11 protein-coding genes are annotated in these 13760 nt (G+C 66.5%); 3 read left to right on the top strand and 8 right to left on the bottom strand.

Annotated features, from left to right (window positions below):
* Positions 1-6: 6 nt before the first annotated feature.
* From selB to C167_RS0122670, 7 genes are all read right to left on the bottom strand, one after another.
* Positions 7-2052: a selenocysteine-specific translation elongation factor gene (selB, locus tag C167_RS0122705; protein WP_017520606.1), complete on the bottom strand. Its 2046-nt coding sequence runs from the start codon at positions 2050-2052 to the stop codon at positions 7-9.
* On the bottom strand, positions 2049-3455 hold the full coding sequence (gene selA / locus C167_RS0122700) for an L-seryl-tRNA(Sec) selenium transferase (protein ID WP_017520605.1): 1407 nt from the start codon (positions 3453-3455) through the stop codon (positions 2049-2051). The genes selB and selA overlap by 4 nt, the downstream gene beginning before the upstream one ends.
* 219 nt (positions 3456-3674) lie before the next feature.
* On the bottom strand, positions 3675-4607 hold the full coding sequence (fdhE, locus tag C167_RS0122695) for a formate dehydrogenase accessory protein FdhE (protein ID WP_017520604.1): 933 nt from the start codon (positions 4605-4607) through the stop codon (positions 3675-3677).
* Positions 4608-4733: 126 nt separating this feature from the next.
* A complete protein-coding gene (locus C167_RS0122690; RefSeq protein WP_017520603.1) occupies positions 4734-5360 on the bottom strand; it encodes a formate dehydrogenase subunit gamma in 627 nt (208 codons plus the stop codon).
* A 96-nt stretch (positions 5361-5456) separates the two neighbouring features.
* Positions 5457-6389: a formate dehydrogenase subunit beta gene (gene fdxH / locus C167_RS0122685; protein WP_026079223.1), complete on the bottom strand. Its 933-nt coding sequence runs from the start codon at positions 6387-6389 to the stop codon at positions 5457-5459.
* A gap of 8 nt (positions 6390-6397) precedes the next feature.
* Positions 6398-9475 carry a formate dehydrogenase-N subunit alpha gene (gene fdnG / locus C167_RS0122680; RefSeq protein ID WP_157791866.1) on the bottom strand — a complete coding sequence of 1026 codons (3078 nt, stop codon included), beginning with the start codon at positions 9473-9475 and terminating at the stop codon, positions 6398-6400.
* Positions 9476-9628: 153 nt separating this feature from the next.
* Positions 9629-9817: a hypothetical protein gene (locus C167_RS0122670; protein WP_017520599.1), complete on the bottom strand. Its 189-nt coding sequence runs from the start codon at positions 9815-9817 to the stop codon at positions 9629-9631.
* 190 nt (positions 9818-10007) lie between these two features.
* On the opposite strand from C167_RS0122670, the gene C167_RS0122665 reads away from it, so the two are divergent.
* Positions 10008-12032 (top strand): NADPH-dependent 2,4-dienoyl-CoA reductase, encoded by a 2025-nt coding sequence (locus C167_RS0122665; RefSeq protein WP_017520598.1) that lies wholly within the window; start codon positions 10008-10010, stop codon positions 12030-12032.
* Positions 12033-12157: 125 nt separating this feature from the next.
* Here C167_RS0122665 and C167_RS0122660 read toward each other — a convergent pair whose 3' ends face one another.
* Positions 12158-12559 carry a hypothetical protein gene (locus C167_RS0122660; RefSeq protein ID WP_017520597.1) on the bottom strand — a complete coding sequence of 134 codons (402 nt, stop codon included), beginning with the start codon at positions 12557-12559 and terminating at the stop codon, positions 12158-12160.
* 126 nt (positions 12560-12685) lie between these two features.
* Between C167_RS0122660 and C167_RS0122655 the strand changes: the two genes are divergently transcribed.
* Both C167_RS0122655 and idi read left to right on the top strand, forming a co-directional pair.
* Positions 12686-13135 carry a DMT family transporter gene (locus C167_RS0122655; RefSeq protein WP_017520596.1) on the top strand — a complete coding sequence of 150 codons (450 nt, stop codon included), beginning with the start codon at positions 12686-12688 and terminating at the stop codon, positions 13133-13135.
* Positions 13136-13185: 50 nt separating this feature from the next.
* On the top strand, positions 13186-13725 hold the full coding sequence (gene idi / locus C167_RS0122650) for an isopentenyl-diphosphate Delta-isomerase (RefSeq protein ID WP_017520595.1): 540 nt from the start codon (positions 13186-13188) through the stop codon (positions 13723-13725).
* Positions 13726-13760: the final 35 nt, after the last annotated feature.

Below are 13760 nucleotides of genomic sequence, written 5' to 3'. Positions count from 1 at the left end.
TTTCTTTCATTGCTTGCGAGTTGCCTCGGCTCGACGAGCGGCAAACTCCGCTTCGATGTCCTCGGCCGGCCGCCCTTCCCCGGAATTCACAGAAGCCCTGGCAGCCTCCACTTTCGCCCGCCGGTAATCATCGTAATCCGTCTCGCTGGTGGTAATGGCCAACGCGGAATCCTCCCTGATCCGCCGCTCATTGCCGAAGCGGCGGGTGAAGCCGATGCGGTCGAAGTACTCCAACAACTGGATGCAGCGCTTGCGGCCTATGCCGATGCGGTCGCGGAAGGCGGCGGCGCGGATGATGCCGGCTTCGTCACGCAGGTGCAGGGCGTGGCCGGCGAGTTGGCGCAGCGTCCGTTCAGGGTAGAACAGGTCTTTCACTACCTGGTGCAGTTGGCCCAGGCGGGCGAGTTTGCGCAACAGCAGGCGCACGTCGCCCTCCTCGGCCTTCAATTCACGGGCGAGGTCACGCACCCAGGGCGGGTCGAAGGCGCCGGCCGCCAGCAATGGCCACAGGCGCTCGCGCAATTGCTTGTCGGCTTCGCCCAGCTGTACGCGATGATCGGGCAGGTGCAGCCAGGGGCCGCTGCTATCGACTAGTCCAGTCGCCAGCAGGCTTTCCAGCAAGGCGATGAAGACCGGCCGTTCGAGCGGCGAAAAGGCGTAGCGGCGCAGGCGGTCGCGGTCGGGACCGAGTTCGTCGGGGGCTTCGGTGTGGAAGCGTTGCAGGGCATCGAGCAGGTGCCGTTGCAGTGCGGACCAGCGTTCAGCGGCGAACAGCCGTGCGCCGAGCCGGGTGTGGATTTCGACCAGCTCGCCAGGCAACTGCCAGCCTTCGCGCGGGCGGTTGAACTGGCGCGCCAGCAGCGCGGGTTCGAGGCCGTTGCTGGCGTGGGCCAGCAGGGTCGCCAAGGCGCTTTCGAGGCTATCGCCCTGCAGGGCGCGGAGCTGCTCCAGACGCTCCGGGCTACGCCGGTTGCGCGCCGGGGCGAATGGGTCGAGTACGCGGCCGCCGCCGAGGGTGCGTTGCGCGGACTGGTCACGCAGCACCAGGTGATCGCCATGCACGGCGTGGCTGGGCGCATTCAGCACCAGCTGCGCGAAGGCACGCTCGCCGGGTTGCAGACGCTCGCCTTCGAGCAGCGCGACGCGGCCGGTGACGTCCTGCGCGCCGAGGTGCACATGCACCGGCGTCCAGTGGGCGAAGGCGCGGGTTTCGCTGGGCAGCAGGTTCAGATCGATATCGATGCGCGTGGTGGGCGCATGCAGTTCGCCAGCAATCAGCCAGTCGCCCCGGTGAATCTGGTCGAGGTTCAGCCGCTCGCCAGCGATGTTCACCGCCACGCGCTGCCCAGCGAGAGCCTGCTGCGCTTCGCGGTTCTGCGCGTGCAGGCCGCGCACGCGAACGCGGCGGCCGGCATGCCCCAGCAGCAGCTCATCGCCAACGCTCACGGTGCCGGCAAATGCCGTTCCGGTGACGACGACGCCTGCGCCGCTGACGCTGAAAGCGCGGTCCACCGCCAGGCGGAAGCCACCGGTTGCGGCGCGCTGATGGGTCTTACCGGCGGCATCGGCGAGGGCTTTACGCAGCGCATCGATTCCCTCGCCGCTGACGTTGGAAACCGGAAAAGTCGGCGCGCCGGTCAGTGGGCCGTTCGCCAGCAGCTCACGCACTTCAACGGCGACCTGTTCCACCCGTTCGCTGGCAACGCGGTCGGCCTTGGTCAGCACGACCATGGCGCGGCGGATGCCGAGCAACTCGACGATGGCGAGATGCTCGCGGGTCTGCGGCATAACGCCGTCGTCGGCGGCCACCACCAGCAGCAGCAGGTCGATGCCGCTGGCGCCGGCGAGCATGTTGTGGACGAAACGCTCGTGGCCCGGCACATCGATGAAGCCGGTGAGCGCGCCGTCTCCCAAATCGGCGTAGACGTAGCCCAGGTCGATAGTGATGCCGCGCTCGCGTTCGGCCGGGCGACGGTCGCCCTCGATACCGGTAAGGGCGCGTAGCAGCGAGGTCTTGCCGTGGTCGATGTGGCCGGCGGTTCCGACTATCACGCGTCGTCCTCGGCCAGCAGCGGCAGTTGCGCGACAAAGCCGGGCTCGTCGTCGAGCTGGCGCAGGTCGAGCCACAGCGCGTCGTCATCAATGCGGCCGAGCACCGGGATCGGCAGGCAGCGCAGGCGTTCTTCCAGGTCCAGCAGCGCGCGGCCACGCTGGCGCTTGGGCTGGTTCGGGCGCAGGCACAGCGCGGCACTGGGCAGGCGCGCGACCGGCTGGGCGCCGCTGCCGATCATTCCCAAGGCATCCACGGCGCTGGCGCTCCAGCTCCCGCCCAGCAGCGTTGCCAGGGCCGGAGCCAGGCGCTGGGCCTGGACACGGATGTCGGCCTGTGGGCGGCTGAGCAGGCGCAGGCTGGTGAGACGATCGGCGAGGCGATCGGGATCGCGGTAAAGGTTGAGCACGGCCTCCAGTGCGGCAAGGGTCAGCTTGTCCACTCGCAGGGCTCGCTTGAGCGGGTTCTTCTTGATCCGCCCGATCAGTTCCTTGCTGCCGAGAATCAGGCCGGCCTGTGGGCCGCCGAGCAGCTTGTCGCCGCTGAAGGTGACGATGTCGGCGCCGTCGCGCAGGGCTTCCTGCACGGTAGGTTCCTTGGGCAGGCCCCAGCGGGTCAGGTCGACCAGGGTGCCGCTGCCCAGGTCCTCCAGCAGCGGCAGGCCGTGGGCGTGGGCGATCTGCGCCAGCTGTGGGGTGGCGACGCTGGCGGTGAAGCCCTGCACGCTGTAGTTGCTGGTGTGCACGCGCATCAGCAGGCCGGAACGCGGGCCGATCACGGCTTCGTAGTCCTTGGCGTGGGTGCGGTTGGTGGTGCCGACCTCGACCAGCTTCACGCCGGCGCGGGACATGATGTCGGGGATGCGAAAAGCGCCGCCGATCTCGATCAGCTCGCCACGGGAAATGATGCCTTCCTTGCGCGCGCCCAGGCTGTTGAGCGCCAGCAGCACGGCGGCGGCGTTGTTGTTGACCACGGTGACGGCCTCGGCGCCAGTGAGCTCGCGGATCAGCCCGGTGATGAGGTCGTCGCGGTCGCCACGCTTGCCGGTGGCGAGGTCGAATTCGAGATTGAGCGGGTAGCGCGCGGCCAGCGTGATCGCTTCGATGGCTTCCTCCGGCAGCAAGGCGCGGCCGAGATTGGTGTGCAACACGGTGCCGGTGAGGTTGAACACCCGGCGCACGCGGCTGGCGTGATGCGCGGCGAGACGCTCGCCGGCGCGGCCGGCGAGCACGGACTCTTCCAGCTCGACGGCAGCCAGTTGGCCGTGGCGTGCGGGATCGCGAAGCTCGTCGAGCAGGTCGCGCAGGGTCTTGAGCAGGGCCTCGCGGCCATAGCGTTGCTGCAGCGGCTGGCAGGCCGGGCTGCGCAACAGGCGGTCGATGGAGGGCAAACGTACCGAGGTCATGGACGGGCCTTGTGCGGGGGACGATGGCTGGAATCAGTGTAGGGCGAATAACCGCTCGCGGTTATCCGCCGGCTGCCTCGACGCAAAGGCGGCGGCGGAATAACGCGTTCCGCGTTATACGCCCTACGTGGTTAGGCCTTTGTAGGATGGGTGGAGCGCAGCGATACCCATCAAGCCCAGTGTCGCGACAGCATGGGTATCGCTGCGCTCCACCACATCCTACGAAGAGCCGCCTGGTGCGAGCAGGAGGTTCGGTGCAGTGCGCAGGTAGCCGTCCTCGGCGAGGCGGATATCCAGCGCGAGGCTGGCCAGGTCGTCCGCCTGGGCCTCGGCGTGCTTGTCGTGCTGCAGGTAGAACTGCTTGAGGTAGGACTGGCAGCCGGGGCAGGTCTCGGCCTTGAGCGGTGCCTGGTCGCTGGCCACGCCATCGCGCTGCAGCGAGTAGTAGGCCAGGCCCTTGCTCTCGGCGCAGTGGCTGCACTTCACGCGTACGTAATGCCATTCGCAGGAGCACAGCGAGCAGGACAGGTAGCGCAGGCCGGCGAACTTGCCTTCCTGACGGATCATCCCCGCCACCGGCGGTGCGCCACAGGCCGGGCAGAGGGTTTGGCTGTCGGTTTCCGCCAGGCTGTCGTCGGGCAGCTGCAGCAGCCACTGGCTGAAGGCGACCTGCAACACGGCACCGAGGAAGGGCACCAATGCTGGCGGCAACAGGTCGAACTGGCCGTTGAGCAGGCCCAGGGCCCAGGCCTTGCGCTGGCCGGAGTCGGCGTTGCGTAGGGTCTTCAATGCCTCGACCACGGCAGGGTTGGCGGTGAGTTCGTATGCGTCGAGGAAGGCGTCCAGCAACGGCAGCCACGCCCCTTCGCGCACCAGCACCTCGTACGCCAGCGGCGGCATGCGGTGTTCGCGGCTGCGGGCCAGTGCGGCGACATCCGGCGAGGGCAGGAACAGCTTGCGGTCCAGCAGCGCTTGCTGTGATTCGCAGACGCCGGCGATCAGTTCGAGGTAGCCCTGCAGGGGATTAGCCGGTGCCAGCTCGCGCAGGCGTGCGGCGCGGCGGGAGAACAGATCATGAGGCGGCAGGTTGAACAGCGGCGGGATGTTGGCGGCAGCTTCGATCTGCCCGGGTTCGAGAATTCGGCCTGACACGCAGGACTCCTTGTTGGGTTCGGAGCGAGGCTGTGAAAGCCCCTCTCCCTGACCCTCTCCCTGAAGGGAGAGGGGATGATTCGTGCCGGCTGGCGATTCAATGCCAGCCGGCGGTGACGGCGTGGGTCAGTGGCCCTTGCCCTTGTCCACGTCCTTGAGCCATGCGGAGTGGTGCTTGCGCGCCCAGCCACGGCTGACCCAGCCATAGAGCATGGCGCCCATCGAGCCCTTCACCCAGATACCGGCATAGATGTGCACCAGGATGCTGCAGATGAGCACGAAGGCGGCGAATGCATGCAGCAGCGAGGCGATCCGGATGAGGTCGATACCGAAGAAATGGCTGAAGTAGGCGCGCCACATCACGAAACCGGTCACCAGCAGCACCAGCATGCACAGCAGCAGAGTCCAGAACAGCAGCTTCTGCCCGGCGTTGTAGCGGCCGACTTCCGGGAGGTTTTCCTCGCGGTTGGTCACCACGTCGCGCCATTGCTTGAGCCACTGCACGTCGCGCTTTTCCACCCGGTTATGGTGGGCGAAGCGGATCACCAGGCCAAGGAAGAACAGGAACATCGCCACCCCGAGGAAGGGATGCAGGATGCGCGTCCACGGGCCGCCGCCGAACAGGTTGGTCAGCCAGAACATGGCCGGATGGAACAGCGCCAGCCCCGAGAGGCCGGCAAGGATGAACAGAATGGCCACCATCCAGTGGTTGCTCCGTTCGTTGGCGTTGTATCGCTGGATATCTTTTTTCATGTCGTCGGGCTCCTGGGAGAGCTTGGAAGCGCCCTCTCCCCAACCCTGGCTGCGCGCCCCGCTCCGAAGGGAGAGGGGGCAGTTCGGGCAGAAAGGTCAGCGTGGAGTACGCGGATCATAGTCATGTACCGAGGGGTCGACCTTGTGCACCGGCGCCTGCGGGTCGGGCCCGTCTTCCTCGTTCTCTTCGACCCGGTTGGGGCCGACGCGGGTGTAGTGGAAGAACCCGGCCAGCACCACACCCGCCATGGCCAGCAGGCCCAGCGGCTTGGTGAGGCCTTTCCACAGGCTGACCATCGGGCTGATGGCCGGCTTGTCCGGCAGGCCGGCGTACAGCGAGGGCTGGTCGTTGTGGTGCAGTACGTACATGACGTGCGTACCGCCCACCCCTTCAGGGTCGTAAAGACCAGCATTCTCGAAGCCGCGGGACTTCAGGTCCTCGATGCGCTCGGCGGCGTGCTCCTTCATGTCCTCCTTGGTGCCGAAGACGATGGCGCCGGTCGGGCAGGTCTTCACGCAGGCCGGCTCCATGCCCACCGCCACGCGGTCGGAACACAGGGTGCACTTGTACGCCTTGTGGTCCTTCTGCGAGATGCGCGGGATGTTGAAGGGGCAGCCGGTGATGCAGTAGCCGCAGCCGATGCAGTGGTCCTGATTGAAGTCGACGATGCCGTTGGCGTACTTCACGATCGCCCCGGGGCTCGGGCAGGCCTTGAGGCAGCCGGGCTCCTCGCAGTGCATGCAGCCGTCCTTGCGGATCAGCCACTCCAGGTTGCCGGCCGGGTTCTCATGCTCGGTGAAGCGCATGACCGTCCAGGACTGGTCCGTGAGGTCGATCGGGTTATCGTAGGTGCCGTGGTTGTGGCCCACCTCGTCGCGCAGCTCGTTCCATTCCGAGCAGGCGACCTGGCAGGCCTTGCAGCCGATGCACTTGGACACGTCGATCAGCTTGGCCACTTCCTGCTCGTGCCGCACCGAGGGGGACGGCAAGGTCGTGGCGGAGCGGGCGTAGATGTCTTGACTACTCATGCTTCACCTCACGCCTTTTCCACGTTGACGAGGAAGGACTTGAACTCCGGCGTCTGCGTATTCCCGTCGCCCACGAAGGGGGTCAGGGTGTTGGTCAGGTAGCCGTTGCGGGCGACCCCGGAGAATCCCCAGTGCAAGGGGATGCCCACGTGGTGCACGGTCTGGCCGTTGACCTGCAGCGGGCGAATGCGCTTGGTCACCACCGCCACCGCCTTGATGAAGCCGCGGTTGGAGGAGACCTTCACGCGGTCGCCGGCCTTGATGCCGATTTCCTTGGCCAGCGCCTCGCCGATCTCGACGAACTGTTCCGGCTGGACGATGGCATTCAGGCGGCAATGCTTGGTCCAGAAGTGGAAGTGCTCGGTGAGCCGGTAGGTGGTCGCGGCATAGGGGAACTCCTTCGCCGTGCCGAACAGCTCCATGTCGTTCTTGAACACCCGCGCCGCCGGGCTGCTGATCGCCTGCGGATTCTTGTGCAGCGGGTTGACGCCGATCGGCGTCTCGAACGGCTCGTAGTGCTCGGGGAACGGGCCTTCGGCCATCTTGTCGACGGCAAAGAAACGCGCCACGCCCTCGGGGTTCATGATGAAGGGGTTCATCCCGGCTTCCGGCGGTACGTCGACCTTGTAGTCGGGCACGTCGGTGCCGCCCCAGGCCTTGCCGTTCCACCACACCAGGCGCTTCTTCACCGGGTCCCACGGCTTGCCGCTGACGTCCGCCGAGGCGCGGTTGTAGAGGATGCGCCGGTTGGCCGGCCACGCCCAGGCCCAACCCAGGGTCTGGCCCATGGCGTAGGGGTCGCTGTTGTCGCGGCGGGCCATCTGGTTGCCCGTCTGCGTCCAGGAGCCAGCGAAGATCCAGCAGCCGCTGGCGGTGCTGCCGTCGTCGCGCAGCAGCGCGAAGCCGGGCAACTGCTCGCCGGCTTTCGCCAGGACCATGCCATTGTTCGGGTCGACCAGGTCCGCCAGCGCCTTGCCGTTGTACTCCTTGGCGATTTCCTCGGGGGTCGGCTCATCGGGCGTCAGGTACGGCCAGTCGAGCCCGAGGATCGGGTCGGGGAACTTGCCGCCGTCCTTGCGATAGGCCTCGCGCAGGCGGTGCAACAGGCCGCTCATGATGGCGATGTCGGTGCGTGCCTCGCCCGGTGGCTCGGCACCCTTCCAGTGCCATTGCAGCCAGCGGCCGGAGTTGACGATGGAGCCGTCTTCCTCGGCGAAGCAACTGGTGGGCAGGCGGAACACCGTGGTCTGGATGGCCTGGGTGTCGACGTCGTTGTGCTCGCCGGCATTGCGCCAGAACTCGGAGGTTTCGGTCGCCAGCGGGTCCATCACCACCATCCACTTCAGCTTGGCCAGCGCGGCGCTGACCTTGGCCTTGTTGGGGAAGGAGGCGATGGGGTTGAAGCCCTGGCAGAAGTAACCGTTGACCTTGCCCTGGTACATCATGTCGAAGTAGCGCAGCACGTCGTAGCCGGCGCCGGGCATATCCAGCTTGGGCAGCCAGTCGTAGCACCAGTTGTTCTCCTTGGTGGCCGACTTGCCGAACCACGCCTTCATCAGGCTGACGTGGAACTTCGGGTAGTTCTGCCAGTAGGACAACTGCCCCGGGCGCAGCGGTTTGCTGGTGCGCTTGGTGATGTAGGCGTTGTAGTCCTGTTCGCCATCGCCAGCCAAGGTCAGGTAACCGGGCAGCGAGTTGGACAGCAATCCCAGGTCGGTCAGGCCCTGGATGTTGGAGTGGCCGCGCAGGGCGTTCATGCCGCCGCCGGGCATGCCGATATTGCCCAGCAGCAGCTGGACCATCGCACCGGTGCGGATCATCTGCGCGCCTACCGAGTGCTGCGTCCAGCCCAGGGCGTACATGATGGTCATGACCTTGGTCGGCGCCGCGGTGGTGGAAATTTCCTCCCACACCTTGAGCATCATGTCCTTGGGCGTGCCGCAGATGTTGCTCACCACGTCCGGCGTATAGCGGCTGTAGTGCTGCTTCATCAGGTTGAACACGCAGCGTGGGTGCGTCAGGGTCGGGTCGACCTTGGCGAAACCGTCCTCGCCCAGTTCGTACTGCCAGGAGGATTTGTCCGGGTAGGTGCGTTTCTCGGCGTCGTAGCCGTTGAACAGCCCATCGTCGAAGCCGAAGCCTTCCTTCACGATGAAGGAGACGTCGGTGTAGTTGTGCACGTATTCCTTCTGGTACTTGTCGTTTTCCAGCAGGTAGTTGATCAGGCCGCCGAGGAAGGCGATGTCCGTGCCGGTGCGGATGGGCGCGTAGTAGTCGGCCACCGAAGCGGAACGGGTGAACCTCGGGTCGACCACCAGCAGGCGCGCCTTGTTGTGCGCCTTGGCCTCGGTCACCCACTTGAAGCCGCACGGGTGCGCTTCAGCGGCGTTTCCGCCCATGATCAGGATCAGATCGGCATTCTTGATGTCGGTCCAGTGGTTGGTCATGGCTCCACGGCCAAACGTCGGGGCAAGACTTGCCACCGTCGGGCCGTGTCAGACACGCGCTTGGTTGTCGAACGCCAGCAGTCCCAGGGAACGCATCACCTTGTGGGTGATGTAGCCCGCTTCGTTGGAAGACGCCGATGCGGCCAGGAAGCCGGTGGTCAGCCAGCGGTTCACGGTCTGGCCCTGGCCGTTCTTCTCGATGAAGTTGGCGTCGCGGTCTTCCTTCACCAGCTTGGCGATGCGGTCCAGCGCCTCGTCCCAGCCGACGCGCTTCCACTCAGAAGAGCCGGCTTCGCGAACTTCCGGATACTTCAAGCGGTTGGGGCTGTGTACGAAGTCGAGCAGACCAGCGCCTTTGGGGCAGAGGGTGCCACGGTTGACCGGGTGATCGGAGTCACCCTCGATGTGGATGATGTTCTGCGCGACGTTCTTCGCCGCATCACCCTGGCTGTACATGAGGATGCCGCAGCCCACCGAGCAGTAGGGGCAGGTGTTGCGGGTCTCGACGGTGCGCGCAAGCTTGAAGTGGCGGATCTGGTCGGCGAAGGCATCCGGGGGCGCAACCCCGAGTGCCGCCAGGCTCGATCCTCCAAGGCCCACGGCGCAGACCTTGAAAAATTGCCGACGGTTCATATCCATCGTGCGTCTCCTGATCAGGCAGCGTACGTCCGGTACATGGCCGGACCCTTGCCGCTTAAAAGATAGCCAAGCGGGCGCAATGCGCCAGCTTTGAGCGGGGCAGACCTTGCACGCGGAGGCTTTGCGGCGCATTGACGCGCGTCAGTGCGTCACTCAGAACGTGCTGCCGAGTACCCCCAAATGGGCAACGGGCGGGTAGGCGCAGGAGATACTCTGGCCGTCCCTGCGGCAGGCGGATTGCGCGCGGTCCGGCTGGAGGGATTCGTGCAGCCCGAGCAGGGCCACGCCGATGAGGGCAGCGAGCAGGTAATGGCGCGCATGTCTTTTTCTTATCGCTTTCATGACGACCTCCGTCACTTCAGCCAGCGTTCGGGCCACGAGGCCCTGCCATGGGAGTCAGTCTGGAACCTGTGGCGCAGCTGTCAACCCGATGCGCTTGACCGAAATGCCCGAACGGCCCGGCAGCCGGGCCGTTAACCGAGGCGCGCGTTACCTATTAGGGTGGCATGACCCGATTGCCAAGAGCGTTGCCATGTCGTCTGCCGCCTCGCCCTACCCTCACCTGCTCGCTCCGCTCGACCTGGGCCACCTCCAACTGCGCAACCGCGTGGTGATGGGCTCGATGCACACCGGGCTGGAAGACCGCCTGTGGGATTTCGGCAAGCTCGCTGCTTATTACCGCGAACGGGCGCGCGGCGGCGTCGGGCTGATCATCACCGGCGGCTTTGCGCCCAACCGCGAAGGCTGGCTGCTGCCGCTGGGCAGCAGCCTGACCAGCGGCCTGCAGGTGCCGGCACACCGGCGCCTGACCCAGGCGGTGCACCGCGAGGGCGGGCGCATACTGCTGCAAATTCTCCACGCCGGGCGCTACGGCTATCATCCGCTGGTGGTCTCGGCCTCGCCGGTGAAATCGCCGATCAGCTGGTTCACCCCGCGCGAGTTGTCCGAACGCGGCATCCTGCGCACCCTTGCCGCCTTCGTGCGCTGCGCGAGGCTCGCCCACGCCGCCGGTTACGACGGCGTGGAGATCATGGGCAGCGAAGGCTACCTGCTGAACCAGTTCCTCTGCCCGCGCACCAACCAGCGCGAAGACCGCTGGGGGGGCGATCTGGGCAACCGCATGCGCCTGCCGCTGGAGATCGTCCGCCGCATCCGCCGCGCGCTGGGCGAGCGCTTCCTCATCAGCTACCGCCTGTCGCTGCTCGACCTGGTGGAAGGCGGCAACAGCTGGGACGAGGTGCGCACCGTTGCGCGAGCCCTCGAAGGCGCCGGCATCGACCTGCTCAACACCGGCGTCGGCTGGCACGAATCACGGGTGCCGACCATCGTCACCTCGGTACCGCGCGCGGCCTTCGTCGACGTCACCGCACGCCTACGCGGCGAACTGCGCGTGCCGGTGATAGCCAGTAACCGCATCAACGCGCCGGAAGTCGCCGAGCAGTTGCTCGCCGAAGGCCACGCCGATCTCGTTTCCATGGCCCGGCCGCTGCTGGCCGACCCACAGTTCGTGGAAAAGGCCGCCGCCGGCCGCGCGGAATCGATCAACACCTGCATCGCCTGCAACCAGGCCTGCCTGGACCACGCTTTCGCCAACCGCCGCGCCAGTTGCCTGGTCAATCCCCGTGCGGGATTCGAGACCGAACTGCGCTACCGCAAGGCACGCGTGCACAAGCGCATCGCGGTGATCGGCGCCGGGCCGGCCGGGCTGTCCGCCGCCTGTGTCGCCGCCGAGCGCGGCCACCGGGTGACGCTGTTCGAAGCCGCCGACGAGATCGGCGGGCAGTTCAACCTGGCCAAGCGGGTGCCTGGCAAGGAGGAGTTCCACGAAACGCTGCGCTACTTCGCTGCGCGCCTGGGCGAGTTGGGCGTCGAGGTGCAACTGGGCCGGCGGATCAGGCGCGGCGAACTATCCGGCGAGTACGACGAGGTGATAGTCGCCACCGGCATCCAGCCGCGCACGCCGTCGATTCCCGGAATCGGCCACGCCAAGGTGCTCAGCTACCTCGAAGTACTGCGCGGCGCGCAGGTAGGCGAGAAGGTCGCGCTGGTCGGCGCCGGCGGGATCGGCTTCGACGTCGCCACCTTTCTGCTGACCGAGCGCGAAGGTCCGCAACCGTTGGGGGAATGGCTCGGGCAGTGGGGCATAGACCTGGACAACGCCACGGGTGGCGGATTGATCCCGCCGGTCGCCGCGGCACCCCGCCGGCAACTCTGGCTGCTGCAACGCAAGGCAGGCCAACCCGGCGCCGGGCTGGGCAAGACGAGCGGCTGGGTGCACCGCGCGCACCTCAAGCATCACGGCGTGCGGATGATCGGCGGCGTGGAATACCTGCGCATCGACGACGACGGCCTGCACGTGCGCATCGACGGCCAGGAACAATGCCTGGCGGTGGATAACGTGGTGATCTGCGCCGGCCAGGAACCGCTGCTGGAACTGCAGCCGACCCTGGCGGCGCAGAACCTGCGCTACCACGTCATCGGCGGCGCCAGCGTGGCACGCGAACTGGATGCCAAACAGGCGATCCGCGAAGGCGCGGAACTCGCCGCCCGGTTGTGAGGCTTTTTGTAGGAGCGAGCTTGCTCGCGAACCGCCAGACACCGAAGCCGCAGGCTGACTCGTTCGCGAGCAAGCTCGCTCCTATAGGGTCGATTCCTCTGTAAACCTGTAGGAACGGCGCAATATCACGACTCCAGCAACACCTTGATCGCCTGCAGATCGCGCTCCACCCATTGCGCATCGCGCTCGAAGGTGGCGTCGTCCATCTGTGGCTGGCGCAGCAGGGTGAGTTGCAGTTCGCAGCCGTCGCCGTTGGCGATCAGCCGCAGCGGAATGTGGATGGCGGGCGCCTGCTCGGGCAGGACGTCGTGGTCGAGCACGCCGAAGGTATTGCGCGGGGAGAAGCGCACCCGCATCGGCCCCTGGGGTGTCTGCGCGAGCCAGAGCTGGCCTTCCAGCGGCTCGATGGCGCTGCACAGGCCGGAGGCCCAGTAAGGGAAGTTCTTCGGGTCGGCGAGGAAGTCGTAGGCGATGTCCCGAGGCCGCTCGATACGGACGCTCAGGGTACGGGACGCGCGGGTGGCCATGGTCGGGGTCTCCATCGGGGCGGGAGCGATGCGCCGGTCTGGTGCATACTACGCGGCTGTCTATTCTCGATCGACCGCGGGCCAGCACATCGCGGCTCGGCCTTCAGACCTTTTTCGGAGTTTCCCATGCCTACGCCGCCCTGGTGGTTGTTCGTTCTGCCGCTGATCGCCGGCGCCTGCCTGCCACTTCAGGCCGGCATCAACGGCCAGTTGGCCAAGCAGGTGTCCAGCGTGCTGGCCGCCGCGCTGATTTCCTTCTTCGTCGGCATGCTCGGCCTGCTCGCGCTGACCCTGGCCAACCGCGAATTCCCCAGCCTCGCGGCAATGCGCGGGATGCCCTGGTGGCAGTGGTGTGGCGGCTTCCTGGGGATGTTCTTCATCTTCATCGCCGCCTTCGCCGCACCGCGCGTCGGCGCGCTGATGTTCATGGTGCTGGTGCTTGCCGGCCAGCTGGGCATGGCGCTGGCGCTGGACCACTTCGGCTGGGCCGGTTTCAAGGAAGCCCCGGTGAGCGCCCTGAAGATCGCCGGCATGGCCGCCATCGCCGTCGGTATCTGGATGATCCGCAAGGGCTGATGTCCGTCCGTCTACGCTGAGCATGGAAGGCACTCTCGCGGGAGCACTTGATGACCGAGATCCAGGTAATTCTGGTCGACGAACACGACACTCCGACTGGCACCATGGAGAAGCTCGAAGCCCATCGGCGCGGGCTACGCCACCGCGCCATCTCGGTCTACGTCTTCAACCGCGCCGGCGAGCTGCTGCTGCAGCGCCGCGCGGCAGGCAAATACCATTGCGGCGGCCTGTGGAGCAACACCTGCTGCGGCCATCCCTATCCTGATGAATCGGCGAAGCACGCCGCCGAGCGCAGGCTGCGCGAAGAGATGGGCATGGAGGTCGAGCTGCGCAAACTTTTCGAGTTCAGCTACCGCCTGGAGCTGGCCAACGGCATGGTCGAGAACGAATACGGCCACCTGTTCGGCGCCGTCGACGAGCAGCCGCCGCGCCCCGATCCCGCAGAAGCCGACGCCTTCCGCTACGTCGCCCTGCCCGAACTGGAAGCCGAGATGGCTGCCCACCCGGCGCATTTCACGCCCTGGTTCCTCATCTGCTACCCGACCTTCAAGGAGTACCTGCGCGAGAACGGCGCAATCGCCGTTCTGTAGAGCGCCGTACTGTTCGTCGCCGCCCTGTTCGTCGA

The organism is Pseudomonas nitroreducens TX1, from assembly GCF_000313755.1.
GTDB classification, from domain to species: Bacteria; Pseudomonadota; Gammaproteobacteria; order Pseudomonadales; family Pseudomonadaceae; genus Pseudomonas; species Pseudomonas nitroreducens_A.
This window is presented reverse-complemented; position numbering and strand designations above follow the sequence as displayed.